Annotated in this window: 14 protein-coding genes and 1 pseudogene; 3 read left to right on the plus strand and 12 right to left on the minus strand. The window is 60.7% G+C overall.

Translation table 11 applies throughout. From position 1 onward, the window contains the following. Both JWR14_RS32015 and JWR14_RS32020 read right to left on the minus strand, forming a co-directional pair. Positions 1-2,636: glucosidase (locus JWR14_RS32015; protein ID WP_299717465.1), on the minus strand; the 2,636-nt coding region annotated here is incomplete at its 3' end. Between the two features lie 200 nt (positions 2,637-2,836). Then, positions 2,837-2,932: pseudogene (locus JWR14_RS32020) on the minus strand (potassium transporter TrkA); the annotation flags it as partial. A 197-nt stretch (positions 2,933-3,129) separates the two neighbouring features. Here JWR14_RS32020 and JWR14_RS32025 point away from each other — a divergent pair. Genes JWR14_RS32025 through JWR14_RS32035 form a run of 3 tightly spaced genes read left to right on the plus strand, consistent with a single transcriptional unit; the run spans position 3,130 to position 7,174 of the window. Then, positions 3,130-4,461: a c-type cytochrome gene (locus JWR14_RS32025; protein ID WP_299717467.1), complete on the plus strand. Its 1,332-nt coding sequence runs from the start codon at positions 3,130-3,132 to the stop codon at positions 4,459-4,461. Further along, positions 4,458-4,913: a (2Fe-2S)-binding protein gene (locus JWR14_RS32030; protein WP_299717469.1), complete on the plus strand. Its 456-nt coding sequence runs from the start codon at positions 4,458-4,460 to the stop codon at positions 4,911-4,913. The genes JWR14_RS32025 and JWR14_RS32030 overlap by 4 nt, the downstream gene beginning before the upstream one ends. Beyond that, positions 4,910-7,174 carry a molybdopterin cofactor-binding domain-containing protein gene (locus JWR14_RS32035; RefSeq protein ID WP_299717471.1) on the plus strand — a complete coding sequence of 755 codons (2,265 nt, stop codon included), beginning with the start codon at positions 4,910-4,912 and terminating at the stop codon, positions 7,172-7,174. The genes JWR14_RS32030 and JWR14_RS32035 overlap by 4 nt, the downstream gene beginning before the upstream one ends. 55 nt (positions 7,175-7,229) lie before the next feature. On the opposite strand, the gene JWR14_RS32040 is transcribed toward JWR14_RS32035, so the two are convergent. The 10 genes from JWR14_RS32040 to kdgD all read right to left on the minus strand — a co-directional run bounded on the left by JWR14_RS32040 (position 7,230) and on the right by kdgD (position 17,481). Further along, complete coding sequence (locus tag JWR14_RS32040) at positions 7,230-8,357, minus strand: amidohydrolase family protein (RefSeq protein ID WP_299717473.1); 1,128 nt, start codon at positions 8,355-8,357, stop codon at positions 7,230-7,232. Positions 8,358-8,400: 43 nt separating this feature from the next. After that, positions 8,401-8,850 (minus strand): heme-binding protein, encoded by a 450-nt coding sequence (locus JWR14_RS32045; RefSeq protein WP_299717475.1) that lies wholly within the window; start codon positions 8,848-8,850, stop codon positions 8,401-8,403. Between the two features lie 99 nt (positions 8,851-8,949). Further along, complete coding sequence (locus tag JWR14_RS32050) at positions 8,950-9,891, minus strand: LysR family transcriptional regulator (RefSeq protein WP_299717477.1); 942 nt, start codon at positions 9,889-9,891, stop codon at positions 8,950-8,952. A 40-nt stretch (positions 9,892-9,931) separates the two neighbouring features. Continuing rightward, entirely contained in the window at positions 9,932-10,780 is an 849-nt protein-coding gene (locus JWR14_RS32055; protein ID WP_299717479.1) for a fumarylacetoacetate hydrolase family protein, read from the minus strand. A 43-nt stretch (positions 10,781-10,823) separates the two neighbouring features. Further along, a complete protein-coding gene (locus tag JWR14_RS32060; protein WP_299717481.1) occupies positions 10,824-12,038 on the minus strand; it encodes a porin in 1,215 nt (404 codons plus the stop codon). 191 nt (positions 12,039-12,229) lie between these two features. Further along, the gene (locus JWR14_RS32065; RefSeq protein ID WP_299717483.1) at positions 12,230-12,976 is read right to left on the minus strand and encodes an SDR family oxidoreductase; all 747 of its coding nucleotides are present in this window, start codon (positions 12,974-12,976) and stop codon (positions 12,230-12,232) included. Positions 12,977-13,030: 54 nt separating this feature from the next. Continuing rightward, complete coding sequence (locus tag JWR14_RS32070) at positions 13,031-13,726, minus strand: GntR family transcriptional regulator (RefSeq protein WP_299717485.1); 696 nt, start codon at positions 13,724-13,726, stop codon at positions 13,031-13,033. After that, the gene (locus tag JWR14_RS32075) at positions 13,726-14,961 is read right to left on the minus strand and encodes a hypothetical protein (RefSeq protein ID WP_299717487.1); all 1,236 of its coding nucleotides are present in this window, start codon (positions 14,959-14,961) and stop codon (positions 13,726-13,728) included. The genes JWR14_RS32070 and JWR14_RS32075 overlap by 1 nt, the downstream gene beginning before the upstream one ends. A 29-nt stretch (positions 14,962-14,990) precedes the next feature. Further along, positions 14,991-16,370, minus strand: coding sequence for an MFS transporter (locus tag JWR14_RS32080; RefSeq protein WP_299717489.1), 1,380 nt, complete (start codon positions 16,368-16,370; stop codon positions 14,991-14,993). Between the two features lie 196 nt (positions 16,371-16,566). Then, entirely contained in the window at positions 16,567-17,481 is a 915-nt protein-coding gene (gene kdgD / locus JWR14_RS32085; RefSeq protein WP_299717491.1) for a 5-dehydro-4-deoxyglucarate dehydratase, read from the minus strand. Between the last annotated feature and the right edge of the window lie 119 nt (positions 17,482-17,600).

The following is a 17,600-nucleotide window of genomic DNA, read 5'->3' on the forward strand; positions in this document are numbered from 1 at the left end:
GCAACAACACCCGTCCATCCCGTTTGATGACTGGCGCCGATGCCGGCGCCATTGTCGCCATGAAAGTATTCGTAGAACAGCAAACTATCCCGCCAGTAGGGATCCTTCTGGAATTTTTCAGATTCGCCGAACACCGGCCGCCGGCCGGACTCATCGCGCAGAAAGATCCGTGTCAGGCGATCGGCAATGTCGCGGGCGACCTCGAACAGGTTCATCAAGTTGCCGGAGCCCGTCGGGCACTCGATCTTGAAGCTGTCGCCGTAGTACGCAAAGTAGTGCATCAAAGCACGAATGATCAGCACGTTGACCGGCATCCAGACCGGCCCTCGCCAGTTGGAGTTGCCGCCGAACATTCCTGTGTCCGACTCTGCCGGTAGGTAGCCCACCCGGTATTCCTGATCCTGCACCGAAAAAACATAAGGGTTCCCGGCGTGATAGCGGGACAGCGACCGGATCCCATGCGGGCTGAGGAACTCGTTCTCGTCGAGCATCCGGGTCAGGATTCGGCGCAGACGGGTCTCATTCACGAGAGCGATCATGCCGCGTTCCGCCACACCGAAGTGGCCTGGCCCGGTAGCGTGCATGGACTCACGCAGCTCTGGCATACGCCTCAGGCGTTCACGCATTTGAGCCGTCAGTCTGGGAGACTGATCCCGCTGCCACTGCTCGACGACCGTTGCGGCGCACAGCGGCAGCAAACCAACCATTGAGCGGACCTTGAGCCGCGTCGCGCTTCCGTCAGGGAGGCGCAGGACATCGTAGTAGAAGCCATCCTCCTCGTCCCACATGCCATCCACACCCACCGCATTCATGCTGCGGGCAATGAGCATGAACTCGATGCCGAAGCTCGTCGCCAGATCCTCATAGGTCGAGTCGTGCCCTGCAAGCTCGAAGGCGATCTCAAGCATGTTCTCGCAGAACAAGGCCATCCACGCAGTCCCGTCCGCCTGCTCGAGATAGCCTCCGTTCGGCAACGGCGCACTACGGTCGAAGACACCGATATTGTCCAGACCGAGGAACCCTCCTTCGAAGACGTTCTTGCCGAAGCGGTCCTTTCGGTTCACCCACCAGCCGAAATTCGCCGAGAGCTTGCCAAAGACCCGCTTCAGAAAATCGACATCGGTGCTGCCCCGCAAGGTCTGCTCCATCCGGTAGAGAAAGATCGCGGCCCAGGCCTGTACCGGTGGGTTGACATCGCTGAAATTCCACTCGTAGGCCGGGATCTGCCCGGTCGGATGCAGGTAGGCCTGGTCAAGCAGAAGCACGAGTTGCTGCTTGGCAAAATCGATGTCGACGGTCGAAAGCGCAAGGGTGTGAAAGGCCAGGTCCCAGGCGGCGAACCAGGGGTACTCCCACTTGTCCGGCATTGAGATGACATGATCGCTGATCATGTGGAACCAGTCGCGGTTGCGAACCTGGCTCATCGACTGCCGCGTTGGATCGGCGTCGTGTTCCTCGAGCCATTTGTCGACATCGAAAAAGAAATACTGTTTGCTCCACAGCATGCCGGCCAGCGCCTGCCGCATCACGTTGGCCGCATCTTCGCCAACACGGGCGGGCGTGATCGCCCGATAGAATTCGTCGGCCTCGCGCCGGCGCTGTTCGACGGTTTGATCGAAATTACCGAAGGGATCTTCCGGCGCGGCGTTGCCGAGCCGAAGCCGGATGACCGATGTCATTCCCGCGGGCACATCGAGCTGATAGTGCGCAGCCGCTTTGGTCCCGGTCAGGTCCGGATTGACGGTTTCCTGCCTGCCCGCCGCGACATGGTTGTTGATGCCGTCCTTGACGTAGGAGCTAGTGTTGGGCGTGCCGAAGAGCCGCTCGTTGTTGGTCTCGTTTTCAGTGAATAGCAGTTGCGGATTCCCCTCGCACTGCAATAAATAGTCACCCAGTTCGGCGTGCGACGCGGCAATAGTCGCGACCCCATCCGCGCCCGTTACCTTCCGCAAGGAAGGCTTGGGCTGCTCCGGCCACCATGTCCAGCTGTTGCGGAACCACAGGGTCGGCAACACATGCAGCGTAGCGGCTTCCGGTCCCCGATTGCATACGGTAATTTGAATCAGGGTGTCTGTGGGGGTGGTCTTTGCGTACTCCACAAACACGTCGAAGTATCTATTTTCGCTGAAGATACCGGTGTCGAGCAGCTCGTATTCCCAATCATTCCTGCCACGTCGCCCGTTGGTATCGATGAGATCGCTATACGGATATGCGTTCTGCGGATACTTGTACAAATACTTCATCGACGAATGGGTCGGTGTGCTGTCGAGGTAAAAATAGTATTCCTTTACGTCTTCGCCATGATTGCCCTCGGCATTGGTCAGGCCGAAGAGACGCTCCTTCAGTATCGGGTCCCGGCCGTTCCACAGGGCCAGCGCAAAACATAGCCGCTGTTTGTCGTCGCTGAAACCGGCCAGCCCATCCTCACCCCAGTGATAAGCCCGCGACCGTGCCTGATCGTGAGTGAAGTAGTTCCATGCATCTCCGTTCTCGCTGTAGTCCTCGCGCACGGTCCCCCATTGGCGTTCGCTGAGATAGGGTCCCCATTGTTTCCACGGCACTGCTTTTTCTCGTGCTTCGTCCAGACGTAATTCTTCCGTTGTCCTGGTGCCTTCAGGGCTCGAATCCTTGGCCATGATCTTCTCGTCGGATGAGACTCACGAACTGACAACTGCTGTTGAGAAGCATAAGGGAGCGCCGTGGATACGGATATTGGACCTTAGTCTTATCGGCCATTTGAAACGATCTGGCATTCCTGTCTGTGTTAGACGTTGCTGCCCTTTGCGTCGGTTACGGCTCGATGTATCACTCGTAGGGAACGGGCCGGATGATCAACTCCACGCGCCGAGAGTAGGTCGTTGACGAACAGAACAATGTAGCGGCTTTCCACCGCATCGGCCAGGAGCAATCCGCCACTCTTGGTCGACGACACAGAATGGGACCTTGGTCTAATGCTCTCCCAACCCAATCTGCGCTCACCTATGTCAACGACGCCACACTCGCGCCATCTCCGCGCCACGTTGATGTCATCGGCCTCATCGATACCTTAATTGAATCCTTTGGCAGAACGCGATTCGCAAATCCTGTGCTATACATGACGGCTGAATCGGACGCATCGATGGAGACGCGATGAAGAAGAGGTCGATCAGGTTGGCGGCATCGCTGTGCGCATTATCGTGCGCCGCGTTTTTCGCGGCGACGCTTGGCTCGCTCGTGCATCCGCCCTTCACATCAACGGCCAACGCAGCAGAAACACCAACGCCATTACTCACCGATACCGCCCTGCTCCAACACGGCGCAAACCTGGCCGCGATCGGCGATTGCGTCGTGTGTCACACGGCAAATCGCAGTGCGCCTTTCGCAGGCGACCGTCCGCTCGACACGCCGTTCGGCACGATCTATTCGACCAATATCACGCCCGATCGCAAAACCGGCATCGGTGACTGGACGCTCAGCGACTTCACGCGTTCGATGCGACGCGGCGTCGCGCGCGACGGTCATCTGCTCTATCCTGCGTTTCCGTATCCGCACTTCACGCATATGACGGACACCGACATCGCCGCGCTCTACGTGTATCTGATGTCGCGCGATGCCGTGCAATCCACCGCGCCCGCGAACCGGTTGACGTTTCCGTTCAGCGTCCGTCCGTTGATCGCAGCATGGAATCTGTTCTTTTTGCATCCCGGCGTCGAAGTGAATGGCGAAGCGCCCGCAGAACCCGCAACGCACGACGCACAGCTAATACGCGGCAAATACCTGATCGACGGCCCCGCGCATTGCGCCGCCTGCCACACGCCGACGAATCTGCTCGGCGCAGAAAAGCGCGGCGACGCGTTCGACGGCAACGTGATTGAAGGCTGGGAGGCACCCGCGTTGACGACGTTGCTGAGCGCGCCCGAACCGTGGACGCACGATCAACTCGCCGCGTATCTGCGCACTGGTTTCGCCGATCAACATGGTGCAGCGGCCGGACCAATGCGAGCGGTGACGCAATCGCTGACGAATGCATCCGATGCCGATATCGATGCGATGGCCACTTATCTGCTCTCACTACAAAAGCCAGCCGAAACATCGCGCAGGGAATCGTCTAAGGCAACGCAGCAAACCGCCCAGGCAAACATGAATAACATCGGCAACGGCGCAACGCTTTTCTCAGCAGCATGCGCCTCATGCCACGCAACGAACGCGCCGATGACGACGCTCGGCAGCCGTCCATCGCTGGCGCTCGGCACCGCCGTCAACGCGCACGATCCACGTAATGCGCTGCGGATGATTCTCGACGGCATTCCCACCGATCGCAGCACGCGCGCCGCCTTCATGCCCGGCTTCGCCGACACGTTCACCAACGCGCAGATCGCCGATCTCGCCGCGTACCTACGCTCGACTTTCAGCAGCCAACCCGCATGGACGCTCGACGAAGCCGACGTCGAACGCCTGCGCAAGGAGTCTCACGAACCATGATGACGCTCATTGTGAACGGCACACCGCATCAACTCGATATCGATCCGTCGACGCCACTCCTCTACGCTCTGCGCAATCAACTCGGCCTGCACGGCGCGAAATACGGCTGTGGTCTGGGCCAATGCGGCGCGTGTACGGTGATCGTCGGTGACAAGCCGGTGTTCTCGTGTTTGATGCCGGTCGCGGCCATCGGCAACCGTTCCGTGCGTACCATCGAAGGACTCGGTAGCACGGACAATCCCGGCAAGCTGCAACAGGCATTCATCGATAAACAGGCGGCGCAGTGCGGCTACTGCATCGCGGGCATGGTGATGCGCGCGCAGGCGCTGCTCGATCGCGTACCGTCGCCCACCGACGAGCAGATTCGCGCGCACATGGAGCCCAATCTGTGCCGCTGCGGCACGCACATGCGCATACTTGCCGCGATTCGTCAGGCGGGGCAACACGCATGAACGATCCGCGCATTCCGCCCGACAACCTCAATCGCCGCCGCTTTCTTGCAGCTGGCAGCGTAATGGTCGGCTTCACGCTGTTGCCCGCCGTACGCGCGCTCGCGCAGACCACGACGACCGAAGCCGGCACGTTCACTGCGTCCGCGCCGCAGCTCCCGGGCAGTCTGAAGACATCGCCAATGCTCGACGCGTGGGTGAAGATCGACGAGGCGAGCCGCATCACGGTGTTCACCGGCAAGGCGGAACTCGGCACTGGCATTCGCACGGCGTTCATGCAGATCGCCGCCGAGCAGCTCGGCGTGACGCCCGAGCGCATCGTCCTCGTCACCGCCGACACGAACGCGACGCCTGACGAAGGCTACACCGCAGGCAGTCATTCGACCGCCGACAGCGGCACCGCAATCGCCAACGCGACCGCGCAGGTGCGCTCGCTTTTATTCGAAGCCGCGGCCACGCGATTGAACGTCGACGTCGCATCGCTGACGACGCAGAACGGCGAGATTGTCGCGAACGACGGCCGTCGATTGACATTCGGCGAAGCGGTCAGCGGCGTCGACTTGCATCGCAATGCCGTGCCCGGCGCGCCGACCAAAGATCCGAAGACGTTCAACGTGATCGGCCAGTCGTTTCATCGTGTGGATATTCCGGACAAGGTGACCGGTGCGCCGCGTTACGTGCAGGACTTGAGGTTGCCCGGCATGGTGCATGCGCGCGTTGTCCGGCCGCCGTCTTACGGTGCAACGCTGCAATCGGTCGATATCAAGCCTGTACGCGCGATGCCCGGCGTGATCGCCGTCGTGCAGGACGGCAGCTATCTGGCGGTCGTCGCCGACGATGAATGGCGCGCGATTGTCGCGATGCGCGCGCTGTCCGAGGCCGCGAAATGGCACAGCGGTCCGCCGTTGCCCGCGCAGTCGACAATCCACGAGACGCTCGAAAAACTGCCGGCGCAGGAAATCTCCGTCGCGAACAAAACGGCCGCCGCCGCGCCCGCCACGCAGACCTTGCACGCGCGCTTCACGAAACCGTATCTGACGCACGGATCGATCGGCCCGTCGTGCGCCGTCGCGTGGCTCAACGACGGCACGATGACGGTCTGGACGCACACGCAAGGCGTATTTCCGATGCGCAAAGGGCTCGCCGAAATGCTGTCGATGCCGCCCGAGCGCGTGCATTGCATCCACGTCGAAGGCTCCGGTTGCTACGGACACAACGGTGCCGACGACGTGGCCGCCGACGCCGCGTTGATCGCGCGCGCCGTGCCTGGAAAGCCCGTGCGCGTGCAATGGATGCGCGAGCAGGAGCACACTTGGGAGCCGTTCGGACCGGCGATGTCGAGCGACGTGACGGCATCCCTGGATGCGAGCGGACAGATCGTCGACTGGAAGTTCGAGGTGTGGAGCAACACGCACAACAATCGCATCGAAAACGCCGGGCGTTTCATGCCGACGTGGTTTCTGTCGAAGCCCTTCACGCCCGCGCCGCCGAAGCCGATTCCGATGCCCGAGGGCGGTGGAGACCGCAACAGCATTCCGCTGTATCGCTTGCCGAATCTCTACGTGCAGCATCATTTCCTGCCGGACATGCCGATCCGCGTGTCGGCAATGCGTTCGCTCGGCGCGTATCACAACATCTTTTCGATCGAGAGTTTCATCGACGAACTTGCGCTCGCCGCGCAGTCCGATCCGGTTGCGTTCCGCCTGAAGCATCTCGACGATCCACGCGCGCGTGACGTGATCGAACGCGCATCACAGCGTTTCGGCTGGCCGCGCCGCGTGCATGACGGCGCGCCCTCGCGCGGCGTCGGCTTTGCGTTCGCGATGTACAAGAACCTGATGGCGTACTGCGCGCTGGCCGTCGAAGTCGCGGTCGAACGCGAAACGGGTTATGTGACGATCGAGCGCGTAGCGTGCGCGATCGATTGCGGACAGATCGTGAATCCGGACGGCGTGCGCAATCAGGTCGAAGGCGGCATCGTGCAATCGGCGAGTTGGACGCTGTTCGAAGCGACAACTTTCGACGCGCACAACATTACGAGTTTTGACTGGAGCCAGTACCCGATCCTGCGTTTTTCTTCGGCGCCGAAAGTACTCGATGTCGATTTGATCGATCGGCCGGGCACGCCGTTCTTGGGTGTCGGCGAAGCGTCGCAAGGACCGATGTCGGCGGCGTTGGCGAACGCCATTGCTAACGCGACTGGCAAGCGCTTCAGGGATTTGCCGCTGTCGCCGGAAAAGTTGCGCGCGGCGTTGCGGGTTTAACTGGAAAGGCCGTGACCTTCGCCAGGGCCTGGCATGTACGACTCAGGCAACGAGGTCAGGCACCGAGGTTAGGCAACATCCCGCGCGCATTCTGCCATTCGATCTTCGCAAGCGACGCCGCGCTCATGCCCGACGCGCGCAATCCGTTCGCTGTATCCAGTGGCGACGCCGCCGGAAAATCCGAGCCGAACAGTATGTGTTCGGGCGGCATCAATGCCGTCAGCGACGGCAGCGAATACGGGTTCCACGCCTGCGCCGTATCGAAGTAAAGCTTCTGGATCAGCGCGATTCCGCCGCCCGGTTCGGCCTTCATCAACTCGCTGTCGCCGGACACCATGCGCGCGAAACGGAACGCGAGGAACGGCACATCGCCGCCGCCGTGCGAAAAGATGAAACGAATATTCGGGTAGCGAACCGTCGTGTGATTCATCAAAAGACTCGCGATCGTGCGCGACGTTTCAGTGCCGTATTCGACCACGACGTCCGGCACTTTCGGCACGACATTCGTGCAGCACGCCGGTTGCAGCGGATGCACGAACACCGTCGCGCGGCGGCGTTCCAGTTCCTCCATCACCGGCGTGAACGACGGATCGCCGAGATACTTGTTGCCGTAGCTCGTCATCATGCCGACGCCTTGCGCCTTCAGCGTATCGAGGCCATATGCGATCTCGGCGAGGGTGCTGTCAATATCGGGCAGCGGCAGCGTCGTGAACATGCCGAAGCGGCCTTTGTGATCGGCGACCATACGGGCCTGGAACTCGTTGCAATCGCGTGCCAGCGCCTTCGCCTGATCGTAGTCGCCGAAGAAAATGCCCGGATCGCTGGTCGACACGACCGCAGTCGCGATGCCGCCCGCGTCCATCGCGTCGAGCGATTTCTGCACGGTCCACGACTGATTGAAGACCTGATTCGTGCGCCGCCCGAGCATCATTGCGAGCAACGCGGGCGACGTGTAGTGATGATGCACATCGATGATGCGTGCGGCGGGCTTCGCTTGCGCCCACACGTCGCCACCGGTTGCAAGTCCCATGCCGAGCGCCGCAGCCGCGCCGAGCACGCTGCGACGCTTTACGCCATGCGCGGATAACGCTTCATGTTGTGCATGGTAATGAGGATGCGAGAGCCCGCAGCCGCACGGTGGGGCAGCAAGGCCAAGTTCGAGACGGCTCCATTTTTTCAGCATATGTGTCTCCTGTTATGTGTTTTTTTCGACGCAAGTCATCACGCTATTGCAGCGTCGCGGCCGCTTTCACTGCCGACTGTCCGTCCTGCGCCGGCGATGCGCCGCTTACGCCAATCGCGCCCACAATCTTCCCGCCATACACGAGCGGCTGACCGCCATCGGCGGGTAACATGCCTGGTAGCCCGAGCACGTTCAGTTGTCCAGCGGCGATGCGATCCGCAAAACCTTTGCTCGGACCTTGAAACATCAGCGCCGTGCGCGCTTTGCCGATCGCCATCTGCACGCCCGCGAGTTGCGCGTCGTCCATGCGCGCGAACGCGAGCAGATTGCCGCCGTCGTCGACAACTGCAATCGATTGACGCAGCTGGTTGCTTTTCGCCGCGGACAACGCCGCCTCGACAATGCCTTGCGCGCCTGCCAGCGTCAGCACCTTTTTGTCCGCGACCTGGGCGTGCGCGCCATGCGCGAGCGCCAGCAGAAACAGAAATGACATCGCCCGATTTCGCATGTTGTCTCCGTCCGGTTTGCATCAGTGAACTTGACCGTCATCGATAGAAACGCGCCACACAACATCAGACGCAATCACACGCGGTCACACTTGCACGCGTTCGCGCCGTTCGGCAAACGTCGACAGCCGCCCTGGAGCGCAGATACCCTGAAGCAGCGGCAACGCCTTCGCCAGCGCCGGATTTTCGTTGTCGATCCTCCACGTGAGATGCAACTCGACGAGCTTGACCGGCTCGATGCCGCCGATCTCGCGATACACAATGCCTTCGTACGACATGCGGCTCGCGGTCTCCGGCACCAGCGCGACGCCGAGTCCCGAGCGGACGATGGCGAGCATCGAATGAATCTGGCTGACGTGCTGACCGTAGACCGGCGTTGCACCGATACCGGCGAACACACGGCGCACGAGATCGTGGAAATACTGCGCTTCGTCGGGCGAATACATCACCATCGCGCAACCGTCGAAATCGCGCAGATGCAAGCCGCTGCGCAGCGCCAACGGATGTTCGAGCGGCAACGCCGCGACGAGCGCTTCGCGCGCGACGCACGCGCTGGCGAGATCGTCGCGGCGTGACGGCACCGTGCGCAGCAAACCGACGTCGAGCTGACAGTTGTCGAGCGCATCGAGCTGCGCGCTGCTGACCATCTCGCGCAAGTCCAGATCGATATCGGGCAGCGTGCGGCGCAAACGTCCCAGCATGTCGGGCAAGAAGTCGTAGCCTGCGGCGGCGGTGAAGCCGATCGCAAGCCGGCCGGTTTCGCCGAGTCCGATGCGCCGCGCCGAGAGCCGCGCGCGTTCCGCGTGACGCAGAATCGCGTTCGCCTCGGGCAACAGACTGCGTCCCGCAAGCGTCAGCCTGACCATGCGATTCGTGCGGCTGAACAGCGCGGTGCCAATGCAGTGCTCGATCAACTGGATCTGCCTGCTCAACGGCGGCTGCGTCATATGCAACCGGGCCGCCGCCCGGCCAAAGTGCAGTTCTTCCGCGACGGTAACAAAACAGCGCAACTGATTCAGATCGAACACGAACTTTCCCCTTGACGTGACCGGTCGCCCGAGCGACGACCTACTCGTCGACAACCGTATTGCGCAGCACGCCGATCTTCGAGATTTCGACTTCCACAACATCGCCCGCTTTCATCCACAGCGGCGGCTGTCGATACGCACCAACGCCGCCCGTTGTGCCCGTGATGATGACGTCGCCAGGCGCGAGTTCGGTGAACGTGCTGATGTATTCGATCAGCGTGGGAATGTCGAAGATGAGATCGTCAGTGGTCGCCTGCTGCACGACTTCACCGTTGAGACGCGTCGTCAGCGAGAGCGTCGATGGATCGCCCACTTCGTCTGCGGTGACGAGCCACGGACCGAAGCCGCCCGTGCGCGGGAAGTTCTTGCCGGGCGTCAGCTGGCTCGCGTGACGTTGCCAATCGCGCACGCTGCCGTCGTTGTAGCAGGCATAGCCCGCGATATATTCCAGCGCATTCGCTGCCTTCACATGTCGCGCGCAACGGCCGATCACGACGGCGAGTTCACCTTCGAAATCCAGCTTCTCCGATGCCGCCGGACGCACGATCGCGGCGTTATGCGCGGTCTGCGAATCGGCAAAACGGGTGAAGATCGTGGGCTTGTCGGGCGTGTCACGTCCCGTCTCTTTCAGATGCGACAGATAGTTGATGCCGACGCACAGGATCTTCTGCGGATCGGGAATCACCGGCAGCAACTCGATGTCGGACCAACCCACATCGACTTTCGCCTCGCGTTCAATGGTCGCAATCGCGGCAAGACTGTTGCGCGCCAGCGCCTCTTTCAATGTCGAACCGACTTCAGATGCATACGGCGCCAGATCGACGACGCGATCATCGCGCACGACACCGAACGAATCGTTGCCTGCATGGCGAAAACTCACGAGCTTCATGCTCACTTTCTCCTTGAAAAAACCGGTTGCGTTCGCAGCGCTCTCAGAACTTGTGCATCAAGCCGATACCACCGACAACCTGACTACGCGACGACGAAGGCTGTGCATTCGCGCCATCACCGTTCGACGCCACGGCATTGACGATATCGCCGCTGCCGTTGATGCCGAGCGTCTGGCCGCTCGCGCGCTGAAAGCCTTCGATGGCGTAAAGCGACGTCGCCTTCGACAGGCTGTAGACCTCTGAGAGCGTGAACTGGTGATATTGCGCAGCCGACGAAATGCGGTTCGCATCCGTCGCGCGCGTATAGGCGTAACCGGCCGAGAGATCGACTGCGGGGGACGGCTTGAAGTGCAGCACGGCGCCTGCGGTGTTGAAGATCGCGGTATCGGTGAAAGCCGAGTGCGTGCCCGGAATGTACTGCACGTTCGAGTACATCAGCGAGAAGTCCCATGCTGAGTTGATCGCGTAGCCGCCTGCGACGGCGAAGCGTTGTTGCGCCTGCGCCGTCTGATAGCCGACATTGATCGCCGATACGCCGATCTGCGCTCCATTGTTCCCCGTCGCCGACGACGCACCCCACGCGCCGCCACCCGGCGTCGAATTGTTGATGCGCCAGAAAGCCGCCGCGATGCCGAACGGACCGTTGATGTACTGCGCACCCGCGCTCCACGCCGAACCCGCATTGAGGCTGCCCGCGACGCCGCCGAACGAGTACTCGCCGCTAATCGTCAGGCCACGATAATTCGGCGACGTATACACGACCGTGTTGTTCTCGTGATAGTCGGTGTCCGTGCCGTCGATATCGCCAGGATGCGCCGCGTAGTAGCCGGTCAGCCTCGGCTCCGGGCTGTACGGTTGCAGGAGCGTGTAGTACGCCGAATACACGCGACCGGCGCTCAACGTACCGTAGACGGGATTCGTCAGCCCGACATACGCCAGACGGCTGAACCCCAACCCGGAAACGGATTCAGTGCCGTTGGCCGCGTTGAAGCCCTGCTCCAGCGTGAAGATGGCCTGCGTCCCGCCGCCGAGATCTTCCGCGCCCTTGACACCAAGACGGTCGGCTGCAAAAACGCCGGTCGTCATCTTGACGATCGAGTGACCGCCCGCGGTCGAGCCGAGCGTCGTCGCGCTGCTCTGATACCCGATGCCGTTATCCACGATGCCGTAAAGCGTCACCGAACTCTGAGCGTGCGCCACATTAGCCACATTGACCAACATCGACACGCCGGCCGCCATCCAGACGATCTTTCGCATTTCTGTCTCCTTTTATTGGGTGTAATTGGATCACTCAGTTTTCTTACGAATTGCACTCCTAATTTCTATATTTATTAAGGTTTACTGATTGTTATATTTAAAGATTCTAAAAATAATCCTGCTTCTGAGTTACTTCGAAAAAGGCACGACGCACCGGACGCCCTGCCCTCGTTTATCGAATCAACCTCGAATCAACCGCGTCCCAGGAACGATGGCATTTGCGATGCCATTACCGTGACGAACTGCACGTTCGCGTCAAGACTCATGTCCGCGATCAGCAGCACTGTCTTGCCGACGTTCGCTGCGTCCATCGTCGGCTCGATTGCCGTCGTGCCGTTCGGCTGAAGCACGCCTTTGGCCATGCGCGCCGTCATCGGCGTTTCGGCATTGCCGATATCGACCTGCGAACTCACGATGTCGAAAGCGCGTCCGTCCAGGCCGATGCATTTAGTCAGGCCAGTGACCGCGTGTTTCGATGTCGTATAAGGCGCGGAACCAGGACGCGGCACCGTCGCCGACAGCGAGCCGTTATTGATGATGCGTCCGCCGCGCGGCGACTGGTCGCGCATCATGCGAAACGCCGCGTTCGCGCACAGAAACATGCCATGAATGTTCACGTCGATGACCTTGGAGAACTGCTCGAACGTGACATCGCCGAAATTCGTTGCGGGCGAACCCGTGCCCGCGTTGTTGAAGAGCACGTCGAGCCGGCCGAACTCCGACGCGATCCTGTCGAACAGCGCTTTCACGTCGTCGGGCTTCGATACATCGGTGGGAATGACCAGGCTATTGCCGCCCGCGAGTTGCGCGGTTTCTTCGAGCGCGTCCTGACGACGCCCTGCGAGCGCAACCGAATATCCGTTTTGCAGCAGCGCAGTCGCGACTGCCCGTCCGACGCCACTACCCGCTCCTGTTACCACTGCATATCTGTTCGCCATGCTGAAATCCCTGTTAACAAGTTGTGTTGTGTTCTGCGATCCGTGTTCTGCGTGCTATTCCGGCAGATCCAGAATCGATCTGACGATGATGTCTGCCGTCGCCCGGTAATGCTCGACCAGCATTTCGATCGCGCGTGCAGGCGGCCCGTCGATCGCGGCATCGATCAATGCCTTGTGCTCCTTCGTTACGTCGCGTTCTGGATACGCGAGACTCATGGACAAATAGCGATAACGCGCCGCGTGATCGGTCATCAGCGAACAGAAATCGAGCAACCAGCGCGACGGACACGTGGCGATCAACGCCATATGAAACTGCTTGTGCGTGTCTTCCCACGGCGCGTTTTCCTGGAAGACTTCAGGATCGGACGACCGATTGATGCGCGACAGCCGATGTCCCGCGAGAATCAGTTGCTCTTCCCATTGCGGCGTTCTGTGCGCCAACGCTTCCCGTAGCGCAATTGATTCGACCCAGCAACGCGTATTCGTCAACTCGGTCAGTTCGCGCCGCGAAACCTGCGCCACGAAGAAGCCTTTCTGATCGACTCGATGAACGAAGCCTTCCGTGACGAGTTGATTGAGTGCCTCACGTATCGGCGTGCTCGTCACGCCATAACGCTGACTGATTTCATCGATCAGCAATTTCGCGGCCGGCGATAATTTTCCGCACAGGATGTCCTGCCGAAGCACCCTGTAGACGGTGCTCGTGCGGGTGGAACTCGGAACGGTTTTCGTATTCTGCGAAGGCAACATCAAGCATCCTCGAACTGCGCAATGGTCAGGCCAGCATTCGTATCGGTGACATACATGAGGCCGTTTCGATCGACGAATACATCCGCCGATTGCGTGACGGGCACCGCGCCCGGCCGGATATCCACCAGTTCCTGCGGCGCGCCCGGCACGAGATGGCCGACCTCACGCGGGCGGAAAGCATTGGAAATATCGAACACGCGGACACCCGCATTGTGCCAGGTGGCAAAAATGAGATTTTCGCTCTGGAATGCGCCGGGACGATTTTCGTGCAGGTTATGCGGTCCGAACTTGCCGCCGACTGCGCAGTAGTTCAGTTCTTCCGGCTGCGGCAACGTGGCGATCGACACCGGGTTGCCAGCGTCGCGAACGTCGAACACCCACGTGTGCGCCAAGCCCGCGGCACAGTTGGAACTGATCGCCTCGTCTGCGACGATCGCGAGTCCGCGCCCGGGCAACGGCAGCGGCGTGTGTGTACCCCCGGCGAACGGCGGAGAGAGAACGGTGTGACTCATCAGCTTCGGTGCAACGGGGTCCGATAGGTCGTGAATAGTAAAACCGCCGTCGCGCCAGGCGCCGAACAACTTGCCGTCGGCGGGAATGGCATGGTGCAGCGCCCAACGCTTGCCCTTCGGCCAGGCGGGTACCTCTCCTGCTTCCCGATTCATGCCCGGCAATGCCCAATGGCCGGCGAGTGTCGGTTTGGCCGGATTGCTGACATCGAAGATCGCCAACACAAAGTCGATGAAGCCCTCGATCTGGGCGGACGCATACGCATAGCGGCCGCCCGTCCACCACAAGCGATGCAGCCCGATACCATCGACCGCACAGAAGCCGATTTCACGCGGATTCGCCGGATCCGTTTTGACATCGTAAATACGCAGCCCGGCAACGAACGGCTTTTCCCGTCGCGTGAAACTATCGTCGATGGCGTTCGTGAAGTAATCCTGCTGGCTCTGATACTGCTGAAGCGCCCACACGTTCGCACTGTTGACGGCCAGCAGAAGCCCGTCGTGCAGTTGCAGATGATGCGCACGCGTGTTCTTCGCGCAGGCGATGAAGTTGACCGGCTTCGGGTCTTTCGGGTTGCCGACGTCGATGACCGAAATGCCATCGCTGAACATATGGCCGATATAGGCATGGCCTCGATCGACCATGATCTGCACACCGTCCGGGCGCTTGCCCTGATCGGTGTGGCCTAAAAAGGTCACGTTTGATGAATGTGAAATCGGAACCATCTCGCAAGCCCTCGTCTGGTTAAACTCGATCAACCTCGTTGGTCACCGTAGACTCGATCGACGTCTTTGGTAACCTCAGCTTCGCTCGGCGCGCTCGCGATGGATTCGAGCGAGCGGCGGCGCGTTTCCGGTCCAATCAGGTGGAGCCCCGACGCCGCGATCACCATCAACGCGGCGATGCAGCCAAACACGGAGGCAAGACCATAAGTATGCTGGATCATCGGAAGCGCCGGAACAAAGCCAGCCGTGGCCAGCCGTCCGATCCCCGCCGCCATGCCGAAGCCGGAGGCACGCGCCTGGGTCGGGAAGACTTCCGACGCGAAGATCTGCATCGTGTTTCCGCCCACCTGGTAGAAGAAAATCATCAGAAAACCGGCAGCGATCAGTTGCATGTCGGTCCCGGCGTTTGCAAAGACGATCGCAAATACGCCAGAGCAGAGGAAGGTGATGAACGCGGTGCGTCGGCGGCCAAACCGGTCGAGCGCGTACATCATGAAGAGGCTTGCACACGGCGCCGCCAACGTCATGCCGAACGCGTACGAGAGCGACTTGGTGATCGTGAAGCCCTTGCTGCTCATGATGCTCGGCAGCCAGGTGCCAAGGCCGATCGTGACGCAGAAGAACGCGCTGAAACAGACCATGGCTGCGAGCAATCGCACCCGGTAGCTCTTCCAGACGACCACGAACGGATCGGATGACGTCACGGCGACGGCTTCCGACAGTTCCTCCGACGGCGAACCCAGTCCCATCTTCTTGATGATCGCCAACGCCTCCTTGCCTCGTCCCTTGGCAGCAAGCCAGCGCGGCGATTCGGGCAACGCGAAGCGGAGCACGAACAGGATCAGCGCCGCGACGCCTATCGCGCCCCAGATGCCCCGCCATCCAATCGATTCGCGGAAGTACAGCGTGACGAGGAACGCCATCGGCCACACAAGCGCGCCGCCGATGAAATGCACGAGCGCGAGAATCCGGCCTCGAATGTCTTTCGGCGCGTATTCACCGGCGTAGGTGAAGGCAAGCGGCTGTTCGGCGCCGAGGCCGAGGCCCGAGATGAAGCGCGCGACGAGGAGCCACATGACAGTCGGCGCCAGCGCGCTCGCGATCGTGGCCAGGCCGAAAAGCAGCAGATTGAACTGGTACACCGCTTTGCGTCCGAAGCGGTCAGTGAACTGGCCCTGCAGGAACGTGCCGAGCGCGAGCCCGAACAATTGCGCACTGCCCACCCATCCGAGCTGCGCCTGCGTCGCGAAGTGCTGGTGCAGCATGTCCGGTATGAACGAACCGTAGATTGCGTAATCGATGACATCAATGCAGTAGCCGGCAGCGACGAGCGCCACCACCTTCACGTGGGTTGGCGTGATTCGCGCTGAGTCCATCCTGTCTGAAACGAAAGCCTCGACTGTTCGCATCGTCTCCTCTCTTTTTTTGAAAATACCGGCTATCCGTGGATCTGCCTGTTCGCCAGACCAAAGAATGCATATTTCTCAGTATTTTGATAAAAAATATATCATCACGGAAATTTACTGTCAAAAAATATATTCTTACAAACCGCTGTTTGATCACATTCGATCTAGCTGTCCGTCGATGCGTCGGTCAGCGCGTTCATCACCGGCGCTCCCCGATCAGTCGCTTGAGTTGCGCGAGTTCGTCGTCGTTCAGATCGGACAGCGGCGTGCGCACCGGACCCGCTGAGCGGCCGACGGCCTTCATACCCGCCTTGACGATCGACACGGCGTAACCCGCGCGCCGGTTGCGGATCAGCGTGTAGGGCAACACGAAATCGCGGAGTTCCTGGTGAACGAATGCGTGATCGCGTGCGCGTACGGCCGCATAAAACTTCAGCGCCCAGTCGGGCAGAAAGTTGAAGATCGCCGACGAGTACGTCGTTACGCCCATTTCCAGGTAAGGCAGCGCGTAGGTCTCGGCGGTCGGCAGGCCGCCGACATACGTCAGGCGATCGCCCATTCGGCTATAGACGCGCGTCATCCGGTCGATATCACCGACGCCGTCCTTGTAGCCGATCAGATTCGGGCATTGATCGGCGATGCGCGCCACGGCGACATCGTCGAGTGTCGCATTCGCGCGGCTGTAGACGATCACGCCAAGCCGGGTCGCGCGGCAGACGCGGATTGCGTGTTCCGCGACGCCGGCGGAATCGCACTCGGTCAGATACGGCGGAAACAGCAGAATGCCGTCGGCGCCGTTGGCTTCGGCGGCCTGCGCCTGCTCGATTGCCTGCGCGGTGCCCCCACCGGCGGGCGCGATCACGGGCACCTTGCCCGCCACCTGCTCGACGGCGGCCTTGACCACGCGATCGACTTCCGCCGACGTCAGCGAGAAGAATTCGCCTGTGCCGCCAGCAGCGAACAACCCGGCGACGGGATAGCTCGACAGCCATTCGAGGTTGCTGCGATACGCAGCTTCATCGAATCCGTAGTCTTTATCGAAGTGAGTAACGGGAAAGGAAAGCAAACCCGCGCTCAGTGCATCGCGCAGCTCCTGTTGCGTGTATCGGGTCATCGGCGTCTCCATTAAGATTGATGGAGACTTTAGGCAGTACAGCGATGCACGTAAATTTCAAACTGTGAATCGATTGATACGGGTTTTGGATTTGTTGGGGGTTTTGCGGATGGGTGCGC

The sequence above is a fragment of the Caballeronia sp. genome (assembly GCF_028292365.1).
Lineage (GTDB): Bacteria > Pseudomonadota > Gammaproteobacteria > Burkholderiales > Burkholderiaceae > Caballeronia.

What these genes read in the sequence shown, in the direction of transcription:
- kdgD (WP_299717491.1), bottom strand. Translation starts at nt 17,481, where the DNA reads ATGACCCGATACACGCAACAGGAGCTGCGCGATGCACTGAGCGCGGGT.
- JWR14_RS32025 (WP_299717467.1), top strand. Translation starts at nt 3,130, where the DNA reads ATGAAGAAGAGGTCGATCAGGTTGGCGGCATCGCTGTGCGCATTATCG.
- JWR14_RS32060 (WP_299717481.1), bottom strand. Translation starts at nt 12,038, where the DNA reads ATGCGAAAGATCGTCTGGATGGCGGCCGGCGTGTCGATGTTGGTCAAT.
- JWR14_RS32075 (WP_299717487.1), bottom strand. Translation starts at nt 14,961, where the DNA reads ATGGTTCCGATTTCACATTCATCAAACGTGACCTTTTTAGGCCACACC.
- JWR14_RS32055 (WP_299717479.1), bottom strand. Translation starts at nt 10,780, where the DNA reads ATGAAGCTCGTGAGTTTTCGCCATGCAGGCAACGATTCGTTCGGTGTC.
- JWR14_RS32040 (WP_299717473.1), bottom strand. Translation starts at nt 8,357, where the DNA reads ATGCTGAAAAAATGGAGCCGTCTCGAACTTGGCCTTGCTGCCCCACCG.
- JWR14_RS32035 (WP_299717471.1), top strand. Translation starts at nt 4,910, where the DNA reads ATGAACGATCCGCGCATTCCGCCCGACAACCTCAATCGCCGCCGCTTT.
- JWR14_RS32065 (WP_299717483.1), bottom strand. Translation starts at nt 12,976, where the DNA reads ATGGCGAACAGATATGCAGTGGTAACAGGAGCGGGTAGTGGCGTCGGA.
- JWR14_RS32080 (WP_299717489.1), bottom strand. Translation starts at nt 16,370, where the DNA reads ATGCGAACAGTCGAGGCTTTCGTTTCAGACAGGATGGACTCAGCGCGA.
- JWR14_RS32045 (WP_299717475.1), bottom strand. Translation starts at nt 8,850, where the DNA reads ATGTCATTTCTGTTTCTGCTGGCGCTCGCGCATGGCGCGCACGCCCAG.
- JWR14_RS32030 (WP_299717469.1), top strand. Translation starts at nt 4,458, where the DNA reads ATGATGACGCTCATTGTGAACGGCACACCGCATCAACTCGATATCGAT.
- JWR14_RS32070 (WP_299717485.1), bottom strand. Translation starts at nt 13,726, where the DNA reads ATGTTGCCTTCGCAGAATACGAAAACCGTTCCGAGTTCCACCCGCACG.